The sequence below is a fragment of the Sneathiella sp. D3-11 genome (assembly GCF_055809395.1).
The window spans coordinates 2,165,918-2,188,028 of the sequence record NZ_CM147911.1 but is presented as its reverse complement, the minus strand read 5'-3'; the positions used below and the strand labels follow the sequence as shown (position 1 = coordinate 2,188,028).

Annotated in this window: 26 protein-coding genes and 1 tRNA gene; 19 read left to right on the top strand and 8 right to left on the bottom strand. The window is 52.3% G+C overall.

Annotation, left to right across the window (positions count from 1 at the left end):
• Positions 1 to 28 precede the first annotated feature (28 nt).
• Complete coding sequence (locus AC0L73_RS11165) at positions 29 to 832, top strand: formate/nitrite transporter family protein (protein ID WP_473653770.1); 804 nt, start codon at positions 29 to 31, stop codon at positions 830 to 832.
• 12 nt (positions 833 to 844) lie between these two features.
• Here the strand turns inward: AC0L73_RS11165 and AC0L73_RS11160 are convergent, their stop codons facing one another.
• Positions 845 to 1,078, bottom strand: coding sequence for an HP1242/YdcH family protein (locus AC0L73_RS11160; RefSeq protein ID WP_227948146.1), 234 nt, complete (start codon positions 1,076 to 1,078; stop codon positions 845 to 847).
• A 226-nt stretch (positions 1,079 to 1,304) separates the two neighbouring features.
• Between AC0L73_RS11160 and AC0L73_RS11155 the strand changes: the two genes are divergently transcribed.
• Complete coding sequence (locus AC0L73_RS11155) at positions 1,305 to 1,757, top strand: hypothetical protein (RefSeq protein ID WP_227948147.1); 453 nt, start codon at positions 1,305 to 1,307, stop codon at positions 1,755 to 1,757.
• Here the strand turns inward: AC0L73_RS11155 and AC0L73_RS11150 are convergent.
• Positions 1,750 to 2,724, bottom strand: coding sequence for an NADPH:quinone oxidoreductase family protein (locus AC0L73_RS11150; RefSeq protein ID WP_227948148.1), 975 nt, complete (start codon positions 2,722 to 2,724; stop codon positions 1,750 to 1,752). The two genes, AC0L73_RS11155 and AC0L73_RS11150, sit on opposite strands and share 8 nt — an antisense overlap.
• A gap of 108 nt (positions 2,725 to 2,832) precedes the next feature.
• On the opposite strand from AC0L73_RS11150, the gene AC0L73_RS11145 reads away from it, so the two are divergent.
• Complete coding sequence (locus AC0L73_RS11145; RefSeq protein WP_473653769.1) at positions 2,833 to 3,768, top strand: winged helix-turn-helix transcriptional regulator; 936 nt, start codon at positions 2,833 to 2,835, stop codon at positions 3,766 to 3,768.
• Here AC0L73_RS11145 and AC0L73_RS11140 read toward each other — a convergent pair.
• The 4 genes from AC0L73_RS11140 to AC0L73_RS11125 are packed head-to-tail and all read right to left on the bottom strand — an operon-like array spanning position 3,731 to position 6,247.
• The gene (locus AC0L73_RS11140) at positions 3,731 to 4,465 is read right to left on the bottom strand and encodes an AMP-binding enzyme (protein WP_473653768.1); all 735 of its coding nucleotides are present in this window, start codon (positions 4,463 to 4,465) and stop codon (positions 3,731 to 3,733) included. The genes AC0L73_RS11145 and AC0L73_RS11140 overlap by 38 nt on opposite strands.
• Entirely contained in the window at positions 4,462 to 4,863 is a 402-nt protein-coding gene (locus AC0L73_RS11135; RefSeq protein ID WP_473655444.1) for an AMP-binding protein, read from the bottom strand. Before AC0L73_RS11135 ends, AC0L73_RS11140 begins: the two co-directional genes overlap by 4 nt.
• Positions 4,864 to 4,919: 56 nt before the next feature.
• Complete coding sequence (locus AC0L73_RS11130; protein ID WP_473653767.1) at positions 4,920 to 5,396, bottom strand: AMP-binding protein; 477 nt, start codon at positions 5,394 to 5,396, stop codon at positions 4,920 to 4,922.
• A 56-nt stretch (positions 5,397 to 5,452) separates the two neighbouring features.
• Positions 5,453 to 6,247, bottom strand: coding sequence for an enoyl-CoA hydratase/isomerase family protein (locus AC0L73_RS11125; RefSeq protein ID WP_227948151.1), 795 nt, complete (start codon positions 6,245 to 6,247; stop codon positions 5,453 to 5,455).
• A 120-nt stretch (positions 6,248 to 6,367) separates the two neighbouring features.
• On the opposite strand from AC0L73_RS11125, the gene AC0L73_RS11120 reads away from it, so the two are divergent.
• Entirely contained in the window at positions 6,368 to 6,793 is a 426-nt protein-coding gene (locus AC0L73_RS11120) for a PaaI family thioesterase (RefSeq protein ID WP_227948152.1), read from the top strand.
• Between the two features lie 255 nt (positions 6,794 to 7,048).
• Entirely contained in the window at positions 7,049 to 7,927 is an 879-nt protein-coding gene (locus AC0L73_RS11115; protein WP_473653766.1) for an amidohydrolase family protein, read from the top strand.
• A gap of 95 nt (positions 7,928 to 8,022) precedes the next feature.
• Here AC0L73_RS11115 and AC0L73_RS11110 read toward each other — a convergent pair.
• Positions 8,023 to 8,097: transfer RNA gene (locus AC0L73_RS11110), tRNA-Gly, on the bottom strand.
• A 158-nt stretch (positions 8,098 to 8,255) separates the two neighbouring features.
• Here AC0L73_RS11110 and AC0L73_RS11105 point away from each other — a divergent pair.
• The 5 genes from AC0L73_RS11105 (at position 8,256) to AC0L73_RS11085 (ending at position 11,079) form a co-directional block, all read left to right on the top strand.
• Positions 8,256 to 8,756, top strand: coding sequence for a prolyl-tRNA synthetase associated domain-containing protein (locus AC0L73_RS11105; protein ID WP_473653765.1), 501 nt, complete (start codon positions 8,256 to 8,258; stop codon positions 8,754 to 8,756).
• 156 nt (positions 8,757 to 8,912) lie between these two features.
• On the top strand, positions 8,913 to 9,818 hold the full coding sequence (trxA, locus tag AC0L73_RS11100) for a thioredoxin (protein ID WP_473653764.1): 906 nt from the start codon (positions 8,913 to 8,915) through the stop codon (positions 9,816 to 9,818).
• Positions 9,815 to 10,474, top strand: a complete 660-nt coding sequence (locus tag AC0L73_RS11095) for an LON peptidase substrate-binding domain-containing protein (RefSeq protein WP_473653763.1) — start codon at positions 9,815 to 9,817, stop codon at positions 10,472 to 10,474. The genes trxA and AC0L73_RS11095 overlap by 4 nt, the downstream gene beginning before the upstream one ends.
• Positions 10,475 to 10,495: 21 nt before the next feature.
• Positions 10,496 to 10,696 carry a Trm112 family protein gene (locus tag AC0L73_RS11090; protein WP_473653762.1) on the top strand — a complete coding sequence of 67 codons (201 nt, stop codon included), beginning with the start codon at positions 10,496 to 10,498 and terminating at the stop codon, positions 10,694 to 10,696.
• Positions 10,696 to 11,079 carry a gamma-butyrobetaine hydroxylase family protein gene (locus tag AC0L73_RS11085; protein WP_473653761.1) on the top strand — a complete coding sequence of 128 codons (384 nt, stop codon included), beginning with the start codon at positions 10,696 to 10,698 and terminating at the stop codon, positions 11,077 to 11,079. Before AC0L73_RS11090 ends, AC0L73_RS11085 begins: the two co-directional genes overlap by 1 nt.
• Positions 11,080 to 11,086: 7 nt before the next feature.
• On the opposite strand, the gene AC0L73_RS11080 is transcribed toward AC0L73_RS11085, so the two are convergent.
• On the bottom strand, positions 11,087 to 12,304 hold the full coding sequence (locus tag AC0L73_RS11080) for a UbiH/UbiF/VisC/COQ6 family ubiquinone biosynthesis hydroxylase (protein WP_473653760.1): 1,218 nt from the start codon (positions 12,302 to 12,304) through the stop codon (positions 11,087 to 11,089).
• Between the two features lie 91 nt (positions 12,305 to 12,395).
• Here AC0L73_RS11080 and AC0L73_RS11075 point away from each other — a divergent pair, with 91 nt between their 5' ends.
• The 9 genes from AC0L73_RS11075 to AC0L73_RS11035 all read left to right on the top strand — a co-directional run bounded on the left by AC0L73_RS11075 (position 12,396) and on the right by AC0L73_RS11035 (position 22,103).
• On the top strand, positions 12,396 to 13,742 hold the full coding sequence (locus AC0L73_RS11075; protein WP_473653759.1) for an amidase: 1,347 nt from the start codon (positions 12,396 to 12,398) through the stop codon (positions 13,740 to 13,742).
• Positions 13,743 to 13,945: 203 nt separating this feature from the next.
• Positions 13,946 to 14,284 (top strand): P-II family nitrogen regulator, encoded by a 339-nt coding sequence (locus AC0L73_RS11070; protein WP_207041894.1) that lies wholly within the window; start codon positions 13,946 to 13,948, stop codon positions 14,282 to 14,284.
• Positions 14,285 to 14,294: 10 nt separating this feature from the next.
• Positions 14,295 to 15,620 carry an ammonium transporter gene (locus tag AC0L73_RS11065; protein WP_473653758.1) on the top strand — a complete coding sequence of 442 codons (1,326 nt, stop codon included), beginning with the start codon at positions 14,295 to 14,297 and terminating at the stop codon, positions 15,618 to 15,620.
• Positions 15,621 to 15,833: 213 nt separating this feature from the next.
• On the top strand, positions 15,834 to 17,063 hold the full coding sequence (locus tag AC0L73_RS11060; RefSeq protein WP_473653757.1) for an ammonium transporter: 1,230 nt from the start codon (positions 15,834 to 15,836) through the stop codon (positions 17,061 to 17,063).
• Positions 17,064 to 17,210: 147 nt separating this feature from the next.
• Positions 17,211 to 18,107, top strand: coding sequence for an aminotransferase class I/II-fold pyridoxal phosphate-dependent enzyme (locus AC0L73_RS11055; RefSeq protein WP_473653756.1), 897 nt, complete (start codon positions 17,211 to 17,213; stop codon positions 18,105 to 18,107).
• Positions 18,107 to 18,403 carry a hypothetical protein gene (locus AC0L73_RS11050; RefSeq protein ID WP_473653755.1) on the top strand — a complete coding sequence of 99 codons (297 nt, stop codon included), beginning with the start codon at positions 18,107 to 18,109 and terminating at the stop codon, positions 18,401 to 18,403. Before AC0L73_RS11055 ends, AC0L73_RS11050 begins: the two co-directional genes overlap by 1 nt.
• 12 nt (positions 18,404 to 18,415) lie before the next feature.
• Positions 18,416 to 20,788, top strand: a complete 2,373-nt coding sequence (locus AC0L73_RS11045; RefSeq protein ID WP_415776491.1) for a DNA translocase FtsK — start codon at positions 18,416 to 18,418, stop codon at positions 20,786 to 20,788.
• Positions 20,789 to 20,879: 91 nt separating this feature from the next.
• Positions 20,880 to 21,497 carry a LolA family protein gene (locus tag AC0L73_RS11040; RefSeq protein ID WP_227948169.1) on the top strand — a complete coding sequence of 206 codons (618 nt, stop codon included), beginning with the start codon at positions 20,880 to 20,882 and terminating at the stop codon, positions 21,495 to 21,497.
• Positions 21,498 to 21,560: 63 nt separating this feature from the next.
• Positions 21,561 to 22,103, top strand: a complete 543-nt coding sequence (locus tag AC0L73_RS11035) for a hypothetical protein (protein WP_473653754.1) — start codon at positions 21,561 to 21,563, stop codon at positions 22,101 to 22,103.
• The last annotated feature ends 8 nt before the right edge of the window (positions 22,104 to 22,111 follow it).

Genomic DNA, 22,111 nt, shown 5'->3' with positions numbered 1-22,111 from the left:
TGAATTCCTTCAATCGGAGTCATAAATTATGCCAGCCAATCCCGTGGATCTGGGCATCGATGCTTTTAGCCCGAATGAAGTAGCGCAAAGAGTCCAAGCGAGCGGTATTGCAAAAGCCCGGCTTGGCTTTTTGCAAGTTCTAATGCTTGCCGTCTTAGCAGGCGCATTTATTGCGCTGGGCGGAGCGTTTTACACACTGACTGTAACTGGAAGCGAACTTGGTTTCGGCATAACCCGGTTTTTGGGCGGCATCGCCTTTTCACTTAGCCTCATTTTAGTCGTGATTGGCGGTGCCGAGCTTTTCACCGGCAACAATCTCATCGTCATGGCCTGGGCGAGCCGCGAAGTGACCCATCGTGAACTTCTCCGCAATTGGCTCATCGTCTATATCGGTAACTTTATCGGTGCTATCGGCACGGCGGTCATGATAAGCCTCTCAGGCGTGCTTTCGATGGGTGACGGAGCTGTCGCCGAAACAGCGATTAATATTGCAAATGCCAAGCTCTCCCTTTCCTGGCAGACAGCCTTCTTTCGGGCTATTCTATGCAATACGCTTGTTTGCCTCGCGGTCTGGATAAGCTCTGCCGCACATAGTGTCAGCGGAAAAATCCTAGCAATTATTTTTCCGATTTCTGCCTTCGTCGCACTCGGATTTGAACATTCCGTCGCCAATATGTACCTGATACCAGTTGCTTTTTTCGAGGGATCCGCAACCGTTACGATCGGTGGATTTTTAGCTAACCTGCTCGTCGTAACTATCGGGAATATCCTGGGCGGTAGTGCCCTCGTCGCATTGGTTTATTGGCTTATATACCTCCGAAAAAGCTCATAAGCATTCCCAAGCCTAACTCAGATATGCACTTATCTGATCTTTGAGCGCAAGGCGCTGGCGTCGAAGTTGCTTTTCAAACCCTTCATCCGCTGGCTCCACATTTGTCTCAATCCTGTGAATTTCCCGATTGATCGAATGATACTCTTCCGCAAGCTTTGCGAAATGGGCATCCGACTGCGTCAGTGAATGGATCTGGTCTTTTGATTCAGGAAACTCTTCGGCAAGTTCATGCGGGACATGTGACATAGTCATACTCTCCAAACGGATTTAAGGTTTTATTATACTTATAAGAACTAGGTCATTTAGGAACAGGCGCAAGATGTCGGCATTGATTTGACGCAATTAGGGTTTGGGTACCCGACCTAATTTACCGATTCCGTCACTCACGTAATAGTGAGACATCGTGTGCCCGACACGCGCCGGATTCTGTTATCACCAACGGAATAGTTCTTCAAATTGAGGGAGAGTAACGGTGATAAAAAACCCTGATACGCGCGACGCGGTTGCCCTGTTGATCTTGCGTCTTGGCCTTGCCTGGTTTCTTTTTGTCTGGGCCGTGAACAAGATTATCGAACCCGGTCAATATACGCGCATCTGGGGTTATTTTCATGGCGTAGATATCGGTGCCACCACGCCCTATGTTATGGGTGCAGCACAGATCGTGATATGTGTGATGGCCGCTATGGGGCTTTGGCGCGTCCTATCCTATGGCCTTCTATTCCTGATGCATCTCGTCACCGTGGTCGTGATTTTTCCAAGTCTGATCGCCCCGTTCGTTATTGAGGATGGCTTTCCTGTAAACCGCAACAACGCCATTGCTCTCGCGGCGCTTGCCGGTTTTGCATCACTTTGGCTGCTGCGACACCGGGATCACTTTTCACTTGATGTCTGGCTACAGCAACGCAAACGGGAAAATCTCAGCTAACCTGAATAAGGGTTTTGCCGATGGCCTGTTGATTTTCAAGGCGTGCCAGCGCCGTTTTTGCCTGCTTGAGCGGAAATGTCCGGTCGATGGCGGGCTTCACATGCCCTTGCACGCAGAGATCAAAAAGATCAGTCATCACTTTGTTTGAAATTTCCGGCTCATGCCAAGCCGTTGTTGACCAGTTCGCACCCATCACCGAATATGATTTGATCAGCGGCATATTCACCCCAAGCTCCGGGATGCGACCCGAGGCAAAACCAACGATGAGCATCCGCCCACCCCGCGCCATACGCCGCGAACAAATTCCGAAAAGATCGCCGCCGACAGGGTCATAGACAACATCAACCCCATTGTTATCGGTTAGTTCCTTCAGCCGCTCATTCAAATCTTCTTCGGTATAGTTGACCACTTCATCGGCCCCAGCAACCGTCGCCGAATGCATTTTTTCTTTGCTGGAACAAACGGCGATAACACGCGCCCCAAGCGCCTTACCAATTTGTACAGCATAATTACCTGTGCCACCGGCCGCGCCGAGAACAACCAGCGTTTCGCCTTCCTTCAATTGCCCGCAATATTTCAAACCATACATCGCCGTTCCACCAGCGAGCGGAATGGCCGCGCCGGTATCAAACGGTATGCTGTCGGGTAATTTAAAGCACATCTGCTCCCGAACGGAAGCAAACTGTCCAAGTGCGCCTTGCCCCATACCGACGATCCGATCACCGGCTTTTAGTCTTTGGCAACCCTCTCCCGTTTCGCGCACGATGCCGGAAAATTCAAGGCCCAGTACAAAGGGAAGCTCCGGTTGATCCTGATACAGACCTCTCGGTTGCAGGACATCGGGAAAATTCAGCGCCGCCGTATTGACTTCGACAATCAGTCCGCGTCGGCGCACAGTTGGTTTTGGAAATTCGCTTAATTTCAGGCCATCGAGGCCCGTTATCTCACTAACAACAATCGCTTTCATTTTTATTGTTCCGTCTTGTTGTTCTATTAAGGGAAGATACTCTTAAAAGTCTCATATTGCAAGTATAAAAGTCTCGTACTGAAAGCATATAAATGATATATAATCTATATGTTAAAGCATGAAATCCTTCCGGACAGCCGTTGTTCCGTTGAACGATCCTTCGAAATTCTGGGTGGCGCCTGGACCTTCTTGGTACTGAGGGAGGCCCTGTTTGAAAATGTCGCTCAATTCGATAGTTTCCAGATCAATCTCGGAATTGCCCGCGAATCCTTGAAACGTGTGCTCAACCGTCTCGTGCGCAATGGGGTGATGGATCATCGACCTCTTGTACCGGGTGGCTTGCGAAAAGGATATTTTCTGACGGAACAGGGACGGGACCTGTTGCCTGTCCTGGTGGCCGCGCTTAACTGGGGCGAAGCTTGGGCCAGTAATGGCCCCACACCCGAGCGCCTGATCCACAAAAACTGCGGATGCCCTCTTAAGCAGGCGGTTGTATGCTCTCATTGTCATACGACAGTTGACCCGCGGGACGTCAGCTTCACAAGCCGAATAAGAAACCGGAGTAAAGGCCGGGAAAAGTTTGCAAAAATGCGCTATGTGGAGCAGGAACTGCTGGAACGACAAAAGCCAAGCTCCATCGCGCGCACTATGGCGACAATCGGCGACCCTTGGAGTTTTTTGATCATTCGGGAATGTTTTTACGGCGTCCGGCGATTTGACGCCTTTCAACAACGGCTTTCGATTGCCAGCAATATCCTGACGGCTCGCTTGAAAAGAATGGTCACCGCAGGTGTTCTGCGGACCCAGCCGATCATCGATCAACCCCATCTTTCAGAATACCGTTTAACTGAGAAGGGGATGGCGCTATATACCCTCCCGCTTACCATCATCGCCTGGGGCGACAAATGGCTTGCCGGGGCGAATGGCCCTCCGCTGATACTGACGCATAAACGCTGCGACCATGTTTTCTCAGCAGAGCTGCGTTGCCTTAGTTGCGACATAACCGTCACCCTTGAAGATGTAGAGTATCAGGCGCTGACTTGACGCTTCCCGCCGCGACAATTCTTTCTGCCCATTTATAATCCGGCTTACCGTTAGCATGCCGCATTACTTCTTCGACGATAAAGAACGCCTTAGGTAATTTATAGCGGGCGATATGTTGCGCGCCCTCGCCGACCAATTCGTCATTAGTGACCATCATACCGGCATGAAAAGAGACAACGGCTGTGACTTCCCGTCCCCATCGTTCACTGTCCCGACCCACGACCAAAACATCCTTTACTGCAGCGTGATTTTTGATCGCCTCTTCCACTTCCTCGGTAAAGATTTTCTCACCGCCACTATTGATGACAAGGGAATCACGACCAAGTAGCCTGACGACATTTCCCGGAAGCAGTTCCGCCCTATCACCGGCGATTGCAAAACGTTCCCCATCCATCTCAAGGAAAGTTTTCTTCGTTGCAGCTTCATCATTGAGATAGCCAATGGGCACATAACTCTTTCGGGCCCACCAGCCCGTTCCCTCATGTCCAGGCTCAAGAAGCGCGGTTCGGCTATCGTTCAAGACAGCGTTTCCCGGTGACATCCGGAAAGTACCGGGCTGATTGTCATCAATATCCTCCACATGCTGGCCTTGATTTCCCCCTTCAGAGGAGCCCAGAAAATCGAGGATGCGGGTCTTGGGAAGCAGTTCAGTTAATGCACGCTTGGACTTGGCCGACAGATGAGCACCGCTGTTCAAAAAAAGCGCAGTGAGCCTAACTCATGCCCGCCCTTCTTTATTTCTTCGATCAACGGTAAAGCAAACGCATCACCGACAATCGAGATCATGACAACATTTTCACGATCAATTATGTTCAGGACATCCACAGGATCCAACAGGTCAACGCGATCCTGAATAACCACCGTGTTCCCGGCAAAAAGACCCATGATCGCGTTCCACTGTCCCGCCGCATGCATGAACGGTGGCGCTGGAAGGACCGGCATTGTCCCCTCTGATGCAATGGCGGCGACTTCGTCAAGGCTATTAATAATGCCTTTGTCGGAAAGTCGCCGCCCGCCCAGAACCGAGATCCAAATATCCCCCTGCCGCCAGAGCACGCCCTTCGGCCGACCGGTGGTGCCTCCGGTGTACAGGATATAAAGATCGTCCAGGCTGTAGGATAGATCCGGCGAGATTGGCGAAGCCGCCGCGATCAGACTTTCATAGTCAATCGCCTCCTTGATAAAACGAGGCCCCCGTCATCAATTTCAATGAAGCAAGTCAAGCTCGGCACTTGATCGCGTATGGCTGCGAGCTTTTTGCCGAAGCTCCGCTGATACACAATCACGCGCGCCTCAGCATTATTGAGAAGATAGACAAGCTCCTCCTCGACATATCGGTAATTTACATTAAACGGGGCGAGCCGCGCCTTGAACGCACCGAACATGGCTTCAAGATATTCATTGCCGTTATGGAGATAAACTGCGAGACGGTCTTGACCAGACTCCCAGTCCTGCAAATCTTTGCGTTCTTTATGACACCCGAACCCAAGCTCAAGAAATGCATTGGCAAGACGATTGGAGCGCCCCGCGAATTCCGCAAATGTCCATTGCTTGCCCCGACAAACAATTGCCGTTCTTTCGGGGACGGCGGCAGCGACGCAATCAAGGACCTGTGGTAAGTGAAACATAATGTTTATATGCTTTCGGGCCGCGATTGTCACTGCGGCCCGAAAATCAACCCCTTCTAGTCAGCCCAGAAATCCTTCGAAAGTTCCCGACGCTTCTTTCGGCTGTCCGCACTCTTGAAATCCTTGAGGCCCGATGATCCTCTTGCATAAGGCATAATCGGCACTTCGAAGGCTAACGCACCTTGAACCGGCAGATCCGCACTCTTGTTCAGGGCAAATTTGGTTCGGCGCACTGTAATGGGATGTTTCTGCAGCATGATATGTGTCAACTGCGCAACCTGATCATCCAGCTCTTCCGGCGCGACAACGCGATTGACGAGATCATAGCGCTCCGCTTTTTCCGCGGTAAACATCATACCAATAAGGTTCCATTCCTTTGCTTTACGGCGGCCGGCAAATTTTGGAATACGCGACAGACCACCCCAACCCGGCGTGATATCCCAGTCAATCTCGGGCATGCCCCAACGCGAACGGTCCGTCGCGACAACAAAATCGCAGACGAGCGTAAGCTCCAGTCCGCCGCCCGTGCAAACACCATCAACGGCGGCAATGGTGATCGGCGTCAGATCCTCAATCAGCTGTACCGTTTCCTGATAGAGACGAACCTGCCAATAGGATTCATCTCCCTTCCATTCGTTGAATTCCTTGATATCGTCACCAGCGCAGAAAGTATCCCCGGCACCGCGCAGGATCATGACCCGGCATTCCCGATCCGCGCGCACGGCAAGGATGGCGGCTTTCAGCTCTGCGGAAAGCTCCCGATCCAACGCGTTATGCACTTCCGGCCGGTTCAATGTTATGGTCGTCACTGTGTCCTGGCGGTCAAAGATCAGTTTTTTATAGTCGCTCATTATTGTTTTCCTTCCCGTTAGGTAATTCTTGTTTAGCGATACTACTTTCGTTATAAGATTTATAGAAAGTCTAATAACGAAAGTCAATGCACAAATTTGGCGAAAGAAAAAGGCGTAAAAATGGCGCAAAATAGCGAGATGAAACCACCGCCGGAAGGCTTCGTTCAAAGCCGCACCCGCGGCCCCTTCTCATCCCATAACGGACCGTTTTTCCATAAGGTAGACGGCGACAAGTTCTGGCATGGCCTCTATGTTACCGCGTTGCATTGCAACTCGCGCGGACGCCTGCATGGCGGCATGATGACGACCTTTGCCGACGGCCTCCTTGCGACCGCCGTGGCCCGCGCCAACAAAATCCCCGCCGTTACAATCAACCTGAACTGCGACATATGCTCAGGCGCCGATATAGGCGACTGGCTGGAAGGAACCGCACGTCAAACCGGCCTCAATGACGGCTTCGCTTTTGTTGAGGCCAGAGCCTGGGTCGACGAAAAAATTGTCTTCAGCGCAAGCGGGGTGTTTCGATTGCTAGAAAGGAAGGGTTGAGCGAAAAAGCAATTAGGTCACAAAAAAGCCCCGCATTCCTGCAGGGTCTTTTTTGACAATGGACGATTTAATGCCTTGGCGCTAATCTGCCAAAGTGGCGAAACTGTGGGCCGCAATGCCCAAATGGTGGAGTTGGCCGAATGTTTCCGGAGGACACTCGATCTAAGATATTCTGGTTGGCCTAGAGACATTGTCAGGCTTCATGACGATTGAACTGTGTTGCGCCGCATAGCAAAAAGCGAAGAGAGAGTGAAAATGCGGCGAATCGACACTCACCTGCACCTATGGGACACAACGCAGCTTGACTACCCTTTGTTTCAGAACGGTGCATTTCCCGAACTACCGGATACTTACCTGCTAGATGACGCGATTGCCGAGGCTGAGGGAACCGAAACCGATTTCATCGTTATCCAAGCCGAAGTCGATCATGCGAATGACCCGGTCGAAGAGACTGCATGGCTCCAGAGAACCGCTGACGAGCACCCGAACGGCGACCGGATCACGGGCTTTATTGCGTACGCGGATCTTTCTCAGCCAGACGTCAAGGCACTTCTTGAACGGCACGCCCAGAACCCGATTTTTCGCGGTATTCGGCAGGAGATTTGGTGGCAAAAACCCTCCCCGCGCCCGGATATCCTGGAGGAGGATCTGCTGGCAAACCCTGATTGGCGCCGGGGTTTCACCGCGCTGGCCGATGTCAACGCAAGCTTCGATCTGACCTGCTGGCACTCTCAACTCGGCGCATTTGCAGCGTTCCTATTTGAACATCCCACCATACCAGTCATCGTCGACCATTTGGGCTCACCTATTGCAAATGACGATGGCGCACAGGACGTATGGCTTAATGGTATCAACGCGCTTGCCGCCTTGCCCAATACATTCATGAAGATCTCCGGCTTGTCTCAAGCGGATCCACGCTGGAGCATCGATAGCATAAGGCCTTTGGTTGATCAGGTCTTAGAAGCCTTCGGTCCGGAACGATGTATGCTCGGCAGTAATTTTCCAATCGAGAAGCTAACGTCGACATATGAAATTGTTTGGGACACATATCGGGAAATTTTTTCTGAATTGACTTCTGAAGAAAAGGAAAACCTGCACTTTGCAACGGCAAAGAGAGCTTATCGACTGGGATAGGGTTAGTTCGTTAACCAGATTTAGGAGATTCTATATAGAAAAAGCAAATAGCCCACAAAAAAGCCCCGCATTCCTGCAGGGCCTTTTTTGAAAATTGGAGCGGGCGATGAGATTCGAACTCACGACCCTAACCTTGGCAAGGTTATGCTCTACCCCTGAGCTACGCCCGCTCGAGCGTGCAACATCCGTTGCGAGGCGGGATAATACGTAAATAGCCCCTGAATGCAAGCGCGTTTTGTCAAAAAATGCGGCTTTTGTAAATTCTTTATTTCCTCTGGCGGACGGAGCCGCTAATTTTCTCGCATCCAAACCGGAGAGAGGAGAGATAATGCCCGCAACACCCGAGGAATTATTCGAGACGCTAGATGCGCTGGGAATCACCTATGAAACCCACCACCATGCGCCGGTTTTCACGGTCGATGAAGCGCAGGCGCATACGGATCATATCCCCGGCGGGCATTGCAAGAACCTGTTCCTGAAAGACAAGACCGGAGATTTATACCTGATCGTCTGTCTTCAGGAGACGGCAATAGACTTAAAAGAATTTCGCAAATTGGTCGGAGCGAAAAACCTGAGTTTCGGAAAGCCGGAACTCCTGTGGGAAACACTCGGTGTGGAACCGGGCTCGGTGACGCCATTCTCCCTCATCAATGATACGAACCAATGCGTTTCAGTGATACTTGAAAAACGGATGATGGCGCATGATCTGCTCAACTATCATCCGCTTCGCAATACAATGACAACGCAAATAACCTCACCGGATTTGGAGAAATTCATCCTTGGATGCGGACATCAACTCCGCATTCTTGAGCTACCGAAACGCGGATAAGATTTCACAGGCATCTTGATTGTCTTTATCCATGGCCTAAATCATCCACAGGACTCTTAACAAAGCTAACGTATGGTGCTATCCCATGGACCGAGCAATGGCTGCTCTGATGGCTCGCTCTTCTTTGAAAACAAAAAACATTGGTAAACCGGACTTATGGAAACTCTGATTGGCGACGGTGCCGTTACAAGCGATGACTTGATCAAGGATGGCTCTACAGAGGGCTTTATGCAGGATGTGGTCGAGGCGAGCAAGGAGACCCTGATCCTTGTTGATCTCTGGGCACCTTGGTGTGGTCCCTGCAAACAGCTTGGCCCAATGATTGAAAAGGTAGTCACCGACGCGAAAGGCACCGTGAAGCTCGTCAAGATCGATATTGACCAGCACCCACAGATCGCCCAAAGCCTCCAGGTACAATCCATCCCGGCGGTATTCGCCTTTAAAGATGGTCAGCCTGTAGACGGCTTCATGGGTGCACTGCCGGAAAGCAAGATCAAGGAATTTGTCGAGAAGCACGCGGGTCCAATCGGGCCGTCCCCAATCGACGAAGCATACGGCTCCGGCACGGAAGCATTAGAGGCAGGGGACACGGAAGTCGCACTCACCGCCTTCGCAAAAATACTGGAACTGGACCCGGACCATATTGATGCAAAGGCGCAGCTTGCCCGGGTATATGTCAAGCTCGGGGAACTTGACGCCGCCAAGAGCCTGATGGCAACACTACCGGAAGGCGCCAAGCAAACCCCCGCCGTTACCGCCGCGCTCGCCGCTATCTCAATCGCTGAAAATGCCGCAGATGCCGGCGAACTGGAACCGCTCCGCCAAAAGGTTGAGGAGAACCCCGATGACCTTGCAGCCCGACTTGAATACGGAATTGCGCTCGCGGGCAGTGCCGACTATGAAGCCGGCGGGGCAGAGTTTCTGGAAATTATTCGCCGGGACCGGGACTGGAATGAGGCCGCAGGACGGCAGGAACTCCTCAAAATGCTGGAAGTGATGGGGCCGGCTGACCCGCTTACCAAAAGCCTTCGTCGGCAACTGTCATCGATCCTGTTCGCATGACGGACACGGGCGCAAATACAGGACTGGAAGAACTTCCGACTGCCCTGCCGATCTTTCCATTGACCGGCGCCCTTCTGTTGACGAATGGACATTTGCCGCTGAATATTTTCGAGCCGCGCTACCTTGCCATGGTGCAGGACGCCATGGCAACGCACCGCCTGATCGGCATGATCCAGCCGCGCGACCCAGAAACCAACGATATGACTCCGGAGACCTACCAAATTGGCTGCGCCGGTAAGATCTGCGAATATGGCGAACTACCGAATGGAATGCTACGCATTACGCTGGAAGGCATTTGCAGATTCGAAGTTATTGAAGAACTCAATGTGGCCACGCCCTACCGACAAGTTAAAGCGGCGTACCGCAAATTCATTCATGATATGGAACCGCTACAACAAAATTGCGTGGATCGCTTGGCCCTGCACGAAGCGTTGCATCATTTTCTGGAATTTGAAGAAGAGGCTAGCGACTGGCAAACTCTCGACCATCTGGACGACGATAGCCTGGTAAATTCACTTTCCATGATCTGCCCCTTTTCCCCTGTCGAAAAACAGGCTCTGCTTGAAGCTGTAGATATTTCAGCCAGATCAGATTTGTTGATCAGCCTGCTGCAAATGATGCTCCAACAGGTAGAAACACACCGCACCGTGCAATAACCTCTACTTAAAGAGACACCCATGTCCGACAACAAGACGTTAGCCGTTGATCCAAAACTTCTGGAGATCCTTGTCTGCCCCCTCACCAAGGGACCATTGATTTTTGATCGGGAGAATAATGAGCTAGTCAGTAAGAGTGCAAATCTCGCCTACCCGATACGAAACGGCATTCCCATCATGCTCGTGGATGAAGCACGCGAGATTGACGAGACGACGGACTAATGAGCGGTGAAATTTATGATGAGGCAGGTCGCCCGAAACCGACCGAAGTCCGCCTGAAAAAAGCTGAGAAAACGTTGGCTGTTTCGTTCGAGGATGGCCATTCATTCCAATTCCCGGCGGAGCTTTTACGCGTGGAAAGCCCCTCCGCGGAGGTTCAGGGCCACGGGGCAAGCCAAAAGCAGACAGTCGCCGGACGGCGACATGTCGGGATTATGGGCCTGGAACCGGTTGGCAACTACGCGGTGCGCATCAGTTTCGATGACTTGCATGATACGGGCCTGTTTTCCTGGGCCTATCTTTATGAACTCGGCCTCAATCAGGAAACTATCTGGGAGACATATCTCGACAATCTTGCGAAAGCCGGTCTCAGCCGCGACCCATAAGTCCGCCTCAAAGTGTCTCACCCCGCAACAGACGTGGCATTTTTCCGACCGTACCGCGTGCATGTTGCATAAAAAACCCTTTGAGCTTGGGCATCCGGTTTACCGCAGCAAGCCCCACATCACGGGCTATCCGGATCGGCACAACATCATTTGTAAAGAGGCGGTTTAATCCATCAGTAATTGCCAGCAGGACAACACTGTCGAACCGGCGCCAGCGCTGATAGTCCTCCAGTACCGTCGCTCCGCCGATATCCTGCCCAAGCCGAGCCGCATCAATTACCACCTCCGCCAGCGCCGCTACATCCCTGAGGCCGAGATTAAGTCCCTGCCCCGCAATCGGGTGCATACCATGCGCGGCATCCCCGATCAACGCGAGCCGGAGATCAGCATAACGTTCCGCCTGATGTAGATTGAGAGGGTAGCTCCAGCGCGGACCAACCACTTTAAGATCACCCAGATAATCGCCGAAGCGTCTAATCATCTCCCGGTGAAATTCAGCCTCTGGCAGCGCCATAATGACTTGCGCGCGCTCCGTTTGTTCCGTCCAGACAAGAGAGGACCGGTTCCCCGTCATTGGCAAAATTGCAAAGGGTCCGGGCTTCAAAAACCGCTCCTGCGCTACACCGTGATGCGGTTTCTCGTGCGCGATGGTGCAGACAATACCCATTTGATCATAGGACCAGCCAACGGATTTAATTCCGGCCTGTTTCCTGATCGGTGAATTGCGGCCATCCGCAGCAACGATAAGACGCGCGGTTACCGCCTCACCTGAAACAAGATGCGCCGTAACACCTGAACTATCTCGAACAATCTCGCTATATTCCGCAGGAGCCTTAATGGTAAGCGTGGGGATTTCCGCTGCCCGCGCATACAACGCTTGGCGAAGATGCCGGTTTTCCACCATATGGCCAAAGGGCTCATCACCAAGTTGGCGATGATCGTAATGAAGGAAGAATTTTGAGGGGCCGTCTGTAATCCGAATATCCAGCATCGGCTCTGCTGCTTTAACGTGATCCCAGATACCGCAAGCACGGAAAAGATTTCGCGATGCATGAGCAATTGCCGAAACTCGACCATCGAATTCCGCATCCACAAGATGTGTCGGCTCCTCTCTCTCCAGAACCAATACGTCCAGCCCAGCAGACGCGACAGCAATAGCGAATGGCAGCCCGTTCAGGCCACCACCCACCACTAGCACATCCACTTTATTTAATTTTCCCGTCATCATTTCCGCCATGTGAACAAATTCACCAGATTACTTGCCACTAATTGAGATATATGTCTAATTTGCTGTCATGGCAAAGCATTGGCACGAAATGACAGCCCTGGAACTTGGGCACCTTATAGGCGAAGGGACGATTGATCCAATCGAACTTGCGCAATATTTTCTCGAACGGATTAAAAAACTCGATCCGGAACATAAAATATATGTCCGCCTAACTGAAGAACGCGCTTTAAGCGAAGCAAAAGCCGCTGCAATCCGGGCGGCGATTGGAAGACGGCTCAGCCCGCTGGATGGTGTGCCGATTTCTTGGAAAGACCTGTTCGATACGGCAGGCGTCGAGACGGAAGCCGGTACGCGGCTTTATGAAGGGCGTATACCGGCGACGGACGCAGAATGCCTGACACGGGCAAGCCGCGCCGGGCTTGTCTGTCTTGGCAAAACGAATATGCCAGACATTGCCTTTTCTGGTATCGGCGTCAACCCGTGGACAGGAACCGGAGCTAATCCCTTTGATCGAGAAATTGATCGGGTTCCAGGCGGATCGTCGGCAGGTGCCGCTCTCTCCATTGCAGAAGGGCTGGCGCCGGCGGCTATCGGATCAGACACAGCTGGCTCCGTCCGGATCCCGGCGGCATGGTGCGGTGTCACTGGCCTCAAAACAACATATGGACAGATTTCGCTGGAAGGAGCCGTCCCGCTCTCCTATTCTCAGGACACCATCGGCCCTCTCACCAAGGACATAGCCGATGCGAATATTCTCTACAGCATTCTTTCCGGCAGGCCAGCCGCCGACCTTTCTGGCTCTTCATTAGAAGGTGTACGGATCCTACGCGCGACAAGCCAGTTCGATGAACTGTCCGATCCCGCCATTACGGAACAGGTGAAAAAGGGCCTCTCCCTTTTAGCAGCCGCCGGCGCAATCGTGACAGAAGGGCCGGTACCGGCATTCGATGACGTTGTCGCATTAACGGCCAAGCATGGCAGCCCGGCTGCCATAGAGGCCTGCATGATGTATGGCGATCAAATTCGCGCCAATCGCGGCTGCATGTATGAACCGATTGAAGAACGAATCCTGGCTGCGGACAAACTCACAGCGGTCGACGCCGCCGCACTCTACCACGGGCTGGAAACATTAACCGCGGATTATATTGATCAAACCGCTGGCTATGATCTGGTGGTCGGCCCTACACAGCCCGAGCATCCTCCCGCGATAGCGCCGCTCCTTCAAAGTGTCGATGCTTACTTAAGAGCGACCATGATGTCGATCAGCCTCACGCGTCTGGCAAATTTACTTCGGTTGTGCGCAACAACTCTCCCTTGCGGCCTTGAAAGCGGCTTTCCCGTCGGGTTGATGCTGATGGCGCCAGGTGATACCGAAGGAAAGCTGCTGCGTCTGTCCACCGCAGCGGAAGTTGCCCTCAGACCTCTAAATGCCTAAAAATTAGGCTTTTTATCCTATTTGATTAAATTTTGTGCATTTTTTTAGGCTATCGGCGCTCAATTTTTTGGCACCATATGCTTAATACATTGATAACACTATAAATTTCAAATCGAACCTCAGTTGGCACGGGTCTTGAAAAAAGAAGGCCGAAACCGGAGTTTTTTGCCCCGGTCAAACGACAAGTCAATGAGGTGACCATCATGAAGCTGGTAATGGCTGTAATAAAGCCCTTCAAACTGGACGAAGTGCGCGATGCCTTGACATCCATCGGTGTCGACGGGCTGACTGCAACAGAAGTCAAGGGGTATGGCCGACAAAAAGGGCATACAGAAATATACCGCGGCGCGGAGTATGCAATCTCTTTTCTCCCCAAAATTAAAATTGAGGTTGCCGTCAAAGAGGATCTTGCCGAACAGGTGGTCGAAGCAATTGCTGGCGCTGCGAAAACCGGACAGATCGGCGATGGCAAAATTTTTGTGTTCGATTTGATGAATGTCGTCCGTATTCGCACGGGCGAAACTGACGCAGACGCGCTCTAGGAGATTAATGATGCGTAATTTGAAATATATAAAAACTGCCGCCGCATCCTTTGCGGCATTCGCTCTTATTGGCGCGGCTCCCGCTTTTGCCGCAGTTGATAGCGAAACGGCCTATGTTCTCAACACATTCTCATTCCTTGTAAACGGCGCGCTCGTTATGTGGATGGCTGCTGGTTTTGCCATGCTCGAAAGCGGACTTGTTCGTTCCAAGAATACGGCGACCATTTGCCTTAAGAATATCGCCCTTTACTCGGTTGCCGGACTGACCTTCTATCTCGTCGGCTATAACCTCATGTATATGGATGTGACCGGCTATATTGGAAGCTTCAGCCCATTCTGGGCTCCAGATGATGCGGAAGCATTGTCCGGCACCTTCGCAGATGGCGGTTATTCCGCATCTTCCGATTGGTTCTTCCAGATGGTTTTTGTTGCAACGGCAGCTTCCATCGTATCAGGTACATTGGCTGAGCGGATCAAGCTCTGGTCATTCCTCGCCTTCGTCGTCCTGTTGACCGCTATTATCTATCCGATCCAGGGTTCTTGGGTATGGGGCGGCGGCTGGCTCGCAGAAATGGGCTTCTCCGACTATGCCGGCTCAACGCTTGTGCATTCCGTTGGTGGCTGGGCTGCTTTGACTGGTGCGATCATCCTTGGTGCCCGTAAAGGCAAATATTCTGCCGAAGGCAAAGTTCACCCGATCCCCGGGGCAAACCTGCCGCTTGCAACACTTGGTACTTTCGTCCTATGGCTTGGTTGGTTCGGCTTTAACGGCGGTTCCGTACTCGCGCTCGGATCTGCTGCCAGCGCCATCGAGATGGCAAATGTCTTTGCCAATACCAACATGGCGGCAGCCGGTGGTGTTCTCGCAGCCATGATCGTTACGCAGATCATGTACAAGAAAGTCGACCTAACGCTGGCCTTGAACGGCGCGATCGGCGGTCTTGTATCAATCACTGCTGAACCTGCTGATCCAACAATCGGAATGGCCATTATCATTGGCGCCATTGGTGGTGCAATTGTGGTCTTTGCGGTTCCACTGCTCGACAAGTTGAAAATCGACGATGTTGTCGGTGCCATCCCGGCCCATCTCTTCTGTGGTATCTGGGGTACGATTGCGGTTGTCATTTCCGATCCGGATGCGACACTCGTTACACAGCTGACCGGCATTGTCTCAATCGGTATCTTCGTACTTGTCCTTAGCAGCATCTTCTGGCTGATCCTGAAATATACGATGGGTATCCGGGCGAGCGAAGAGGACGAAGTCGAAGGCCTCGACAAGGCGGAACTTGGGCTTGAAGCTTATCCTGAATTTGGACAAGGCTCACAGTCCTTCTAAACGACACTGGGCGGCAATGCCGCCCAGTACTTACGCAAATGCCCAATTTTTAATCCTGAATATGGTTAAAATTTGGGCATTTTTAGTTTGTGGTTACTCAAGCTTTGCCCAAAAGCACCAAAAATGGGCAAAATCAAACTTGGCACGCTCCTTGATTAACAAAGACTAATCCGCGCCCCAACGCGGCAAAAGAATATGAGGGAGCTAAGTTGAATGTCTGAGGGAATTACAGGCACGGACGTCCTGTTCGTGCTAATAGGTGCTATTCTTGTTTTTGCCATGCATGCCGGTTTTGCTTTTTTAGAGGTTGGTACGGTCCGGCGAAAAAATCAGGTAAATGCCCTGGTCAAAATCATTACCGATTTCGGCATTTCAACAATCAGCTACTTCTTTGTCGGCTATGCAGTTGCCTATGGCGTTGATTTTCTGGTGGACGCCGCCGTTCTTTCCGGCGAGTCAGAAGCAGATGGATATGCCTTTTCCGGCAACGGATATGATCTGGTCAAATTTTTTTTCCTGCTGACATTTGCCGCTGCCATCCCGGCCATTATATCGGGCGGTATCGCTGAACGTGCGAAATTCTGGCCGCAGCTTATGGCCACCGCGGTCCTGACCGCCTTGATATACCCCTTCTTGGAGGGGATCATCTGGAATGGCAATTTTGGTATCCAAGGATATATCGAAGATATGTTCGGGATGGGTTTTCACGATTTCGCCGGATCGATTGTCGTTCATGCTGTTGGCGGATGGATCGCCCTTGGCGCCGTTTTGCTCCTTGGGGCCCGGCAAGGCCGCTATACAAAAGACGGTCGCGTAAATGGTATCCCGCCATCAAATATCCCGTTTCTCGCCCTTGGCTCCTGGATCCTGTGCATCGGGTGGTTTGGCTTTAACGTCGTGAGCGCGCAAACAGTTGGCGGGATTTCCGGCCTCGTTGCCATGAACTCCCTCATGGCCATGGTCGGCGGGATCGTCGCCGCGCTTTTCGCCGGACGCAATGACCCGGGATTTGTGCATAACGGTGCGCTTGCCGGCCTTGTCGCTGTCTGCGCCGGTTCGGATATCATGCATCCCATCGGGGCACTCCTGACAGGTGGGATCGCGGGTGGATTGTTCGTATTTGCCTTTACCTATTGTCAGAACAAGCTGAAAATTGATGACGTGCTGGGCGTTTGGCCGTTGCACGGACTCTGCGGGCTGTGGGGCGGCATCGTTGCCGGCATCTTCGGGCTGGAGGCACTTGGCGGTCTCGGCGGTGTCAGCTTTATGGCTCAACTTTTGGTCAGTCTTCTCGCGAGTAGTTACGCGCTGATCGCAGGCTTCCTCGTCTATGGTCTGCTAAAAAAGGTCAGCGGCATACGATTATCAGAAGAGGATGAATTTATCGGCGCTGATCTCAGCATCCATAAAATCGGTGCCTATCCGGAACAAGACTTGAGCTGATAGGCATCATGACGCCCGAAAGGCGTGGTATAAAAGCAAGAAGTCGCGAATTATACCTCCTTTCGGCGTGTTGCCGCTTGTATACCCGGGGTGATTTAACTAAGTTCGGAGGCCGTTTATCCCCTTCGACATCGGTATCCTGGGTATATGATTAACTCCGAACTATCCCATTTACGCGGATCTCCCTTCGATGCTCTGCGCTCGCTTCTTGATCCTCTGAATCCGGCTCAAGGTTTTGAGCCTACCCTTCTAACGATTGGCGAGCCGCAACATAAGCCGCCGCAGTTGATGATTGATGCGTTGCGCGCCAATGAACATCTTTACGGAAAATATCCCCCTGTTGGCGGTACCCCCGGCTTACGAAGCGCAATCACGGGATGGCTTACCCGCCGATACGCGCTAACTGATGGAATGATCGAGGCCGATCAGAATATTGCGCCGGTGAATGGAACCAAAGAAGCTCTCTATATGATCGCATCCGTGATTACGGAGCGAGCGGGCCATAATCAGCCAAAGCCAGTTATTCTCCTGCCGACGCCCTATTACCATGTCTATCATGCCGCCGCCGTCATGGCCGGGGCGGAACCTGTTTTTCTGCCCGCAGGACCGGACACTCATTTCTTTCCGGATCTGGACGCGCTCACACCGGAACTTCTCGATCGCGCAACCGCCTTTTATTTATGCAATCCTTCAAATCCACAAGGAACCGTTGCAAGCGCGGAATATCTGACGGCTGCCCTCGCCCTCGCTCGCAAGCATGATTTCATGCTGATCGTCGATGAATGCTATTCAGAGATTTATGATAAAACACCGCCGACTGGTATTCTTGAAATCTGCGCGAAGGCTGGCGGCGCACTTGACCATGTGCTTGCATTTCATTCTCTCTCAAAGCGCTCTAGCGCCGCAGGGCTGAGATCCGGCTTTTGCGTTGGCGAAAGCGATATTATCAAGACTTTTCTCAATTTACGGAATTTTGCTGGCGCAGCGTCCCCCTCCCCGTTTGTGCAGCGGCAGCGGCACTCTGGAATGACGATACTCATGTAGTGGAAAATCGTGCTCTGTACCGCCAGAAATTTGATATTGCTGAAAAAATATTCGGATCAAAGTTTGGCTTTTACCGTCCTGAAGGGGGATTTTTTCTCTGGTTGGATGTCGGCGACGGTGTCGAGGCCGCAATACGTCTCTGGACGAAGGCCGCAATCCGGGTCCTGCCAGGAAAGTTTTTGAGTGTTGCCGATTCAGATGGCATCAATCCCGGTGATCCATATATTCGAATTGCTCTGGTCTCGGCGCCAGAGGACAGTAAAGAGGCTTTAACTAGACTCGCCAATAGCTTATAGAATGTCCGTATGATGTTTAGATCAAAAGGTTCCAAATCGATTTCCCTATTGCCGAGTGGAAGTGTAGATTTTCTCCACCGTCGGCTCGTTGAACTGTGCGGACTGGCGTTATTGCTGCTGGCATTCATTTGCGTACTGGCACTTGTTTCCTATTCTCCGGATGATCCCAATTTCAATCACGCGACATCAAACCCAGCGAGTAATTTTCTCGGGCTTGGCGGCGCTCATCTTGCGGATTTATTGCTGCAAACCATCGGGTTTGGTTCCATTGCCCTGGTCCTCGGCCTTGTCGCTTGGTCATGGCGGGTGATGTCACATCGGGGATTGCGGTGGGGCTGGGTGCATCTTGCCGTGCTTCCCTTTGGCGTGTCATTCACTTCCGCTGCGCTTGCCGCACTTCCTGTTGCAGAAAGCTGGCCGCTGAACTCCGGCTATGGTGGCATCGTTGGCGAAGTTATTTTCAATTCGATCATCGTTGGCGGTCAACAGATCGGCCTTGATATTCATGCGGCAATCCTCGGCCCTATTTTGGCAATCATCGCAATTGCCCTCCTTTTAATATCCTTTGGCGTCTCGAAGCAGGAATGGCGTGTTATCGGCCTGTCGCTTAAAGCCGTCGTGCAAACGCTTCTGCTTGCGCCGGGATATCTTCGTGATTTCCGCTTCCGCCGCGAGATAGAAGACGAAGATGATAATGAGCCACTGGGTACAAGCGCTCCCGCCAAGAAGAAGAAAGTCCGGATTAAAAAAGAAAAGGCCCCTGTTGTCCGCAAGGCGGTAGAACCACAAATCGAACAACGAAAAACCGGAACCACTGTCGGCAAGCGCGTTGCGGCAGAAAAACAGCCCGCGCTCGATTTGGGTCCGGCCGGGGAATATCAGCTTCCGCCGCTTGATCTGCTTGCGCTTCCTGATGCGAAACTTGTCTCCAAACCAGTTAGCGAGGAGGCTCTTTCTAAGAATGCACGACTGTTGGAATCTGTGCTGGATGATTATGGAATTAAGGGGGATATCAGCCGGGTCCGTCCGGGACCGGTTGTCACGCTTTATGAGTTGGAACCGGCACCGGGCCTTAAAAGTTCCCGTGTAATCGGCCTCGCGGATGACATCGCCCGATCCATGAGCGCCATATCAACCCGTATTGCCGTCATTCCCGGTCGCAACGCCATCGGTATCGAGCTTCCCAATCAGCGCCGAGAAACCGTCTTCTTGCGCGAACTGCTCTCCGCTGCAGCCTATGAGAGTACGAATTCCAAACTGACCCTCGCCCTTGGCAAGGACATTGGTGGCGACTTGGTCGTCGCTGATCTGGCCCGAATGCCGCATCTTCTGATCGCCGGTACGACCGGTTCGGGTAAGTCTGTCGCCGTCAACACAATGATCCTGTCGCTGCTTTATCGACTGTCACCGAATGAGTGCCGTTTCATCATGATTGATCCAAAAATGCTGGAACTCTCGGTTTATGACGGCATTCCGCATTTGTTGGCGCCGGTGGTAACGGAACCTGGCAAAGCCGTTGTCGCACTTAAATGGGCGGTTAAGGAGATGGAGGACCGCTATCGCAAGATGGCCGAACTGGGTGTGCGAAACGTCGATGGTTATAACCAGCGCATCCGTGAAGCACAGAAAAAGGGTGAAGTGCTGAAGCGTACTGTGCAGACAGGCTTTGATGCCGCCAGCGGCGAACCTGTATTTGAGGAACGCGCGCTAGATACAGAGCCATTGCCGATGATCGTGATCATCGTCGATGAGATGGCGGACCTAATGATGGTGGCCGGCAAGGATATCGAGGTGGCAGTGCAACGCCTCGCCCAGATGGCCCGTGCTGCCGGACTTCATGTGGTTATGGCAACGCAGCGACCTTCGGTTGATGTCATCACTGGTACGATCAAGGCCAACTTCCCGACCCGTATCAGCTTTCAGGTAACGTCCAAGATCGACAGCCGGACCGTGCTGGGCGAACAGGGTGCTGAACAGCTCCTCGGACAGGGTGACATGCTTTATATGCCAGGTGCCGGTCGCGTACAGCGCGTCCACGGACCGTTCGTTTCCGATGAGGAAGTCGAGCAAGTCGTAAATTTCCTGAAAGCGCAAGGCGAACCGGATTATAAACAGGAAGTCACCGAAGAGAGCCAAGGTGAATTCGACGGAATGTCCGGCGGCGGCGGCGGTAATTCGGGCGATGAGCTCTATGATCGCGCCGTCGAACTGGTCTGTCGGGAGCGCAAGGCCTCCACCAGCTTCGTGCAACGTCATTTGCAAATCGGATATAACCGCGCCGCGCGCATCATCGATCAGATGGAGAAAGAGGGGGTGATCGGCTCCGCCAACCATGTCGGGAAACGCGAAGTGCTGGCCCGCGACATCGATGATCGCGAACGGTAAGTCGACGTCAATTTGCTGGCATTTTTCTGCACCTCTCCCATATCAGAAAGAGCAGTCCCAGCTAATAAGATTTAACCTGAAGTGAGACGTTATGCGTTTTATACGAAATACGGCCCAGATACTTTTTGCGGTACTTATCGCGACAGCGGTGTCCTCCCCTGCCCTTTCCGCACCGACGACAGAGGATCAGGCCCAGATTGCGCGCGTCGAAGCCTATCTAGATACTATTAAAACCATGCAGGCGGATTTCCTGCAGATTGACTCTGCTGGCGGTATCGCGGAAGGCGCGGTGTTTATGCGAAAGCCCGGCCGGATGCGCTTTGAATATAAGCCACCCGCGCAAATTCTCGTCGTTGCGGATGGCCTTTGGCTTGTTTTTCACGATAAAGAACTGAAAGAGACAACCCGTTTGCCGCTTTCCGCCACTCCGGTTAGCATTCTACTCGAAGAAGACGTCGAGTTGAGCGGCGATGTAACCGTGACAAAGGTAGAGCATGATGCCAATACCCTGCGCTTAACTATCGTCGATACGGATAACCCTGATGAGGGGAATATTGTCCTGATCTTCAGCGATAATCCGTTGCAGTTGCGTCAATGGTTGGTGACCGACGCCCAAGGTCAGGTTACGAGCATTAGTCTCGGTAAGGTCGAAAAAAACATCAAGCTAAAGCCAGAACTCTTCACCTTCTTCGATAGCGATTACGAATAAACATGAAGCGACATGTAAATCCATGGTACATAGTTCGGCATGCTGATTAACCGAGAGACCAACATGGATTATGACGACGATTTCGATGAAGACCTGCCCGATATCGAAGACTATCCGACCCTGATATCCGTTGTTCGCTTTAACAAGCTCATCCCGTCAATTCCATGGTTTGAAGATGTCGGTGAGCCTTTGCCTCAAGAGGCGCTGACAACGGCCCGCGATTATATGGACATGCTCGGCTTTCCAGATGCCTTTGTAGCCGAAGTGGAAAACTGGGAAGATGCGGCGTTCGCCGCGAGCAATCCGGAATTTAACAGCGACTGGTGGGAAGCTGAAGAACAGCTTCGCATGGGCCTGACAACCATGGCGCTCGAACTCATGAGTGAGGAAGATTTAAACCTCGCCCTCACTCAAGTCTCTGCAACGGCATCCGATATTGTTTCCAAGGCAGTGGACGCAATGGCGGAAGAGGCTGGCATCGAAGATCAGGAACTTATCCGCGCCGCGACTGGCTCCGCATTGCAAAGCTGCCACCATGGCCGCGCTTGTTCTTGCCGCAGGAGAGGAAGATGCGCACCCGTTTGCGCTAAAATACAAGCTGTTTGAACAGGGGC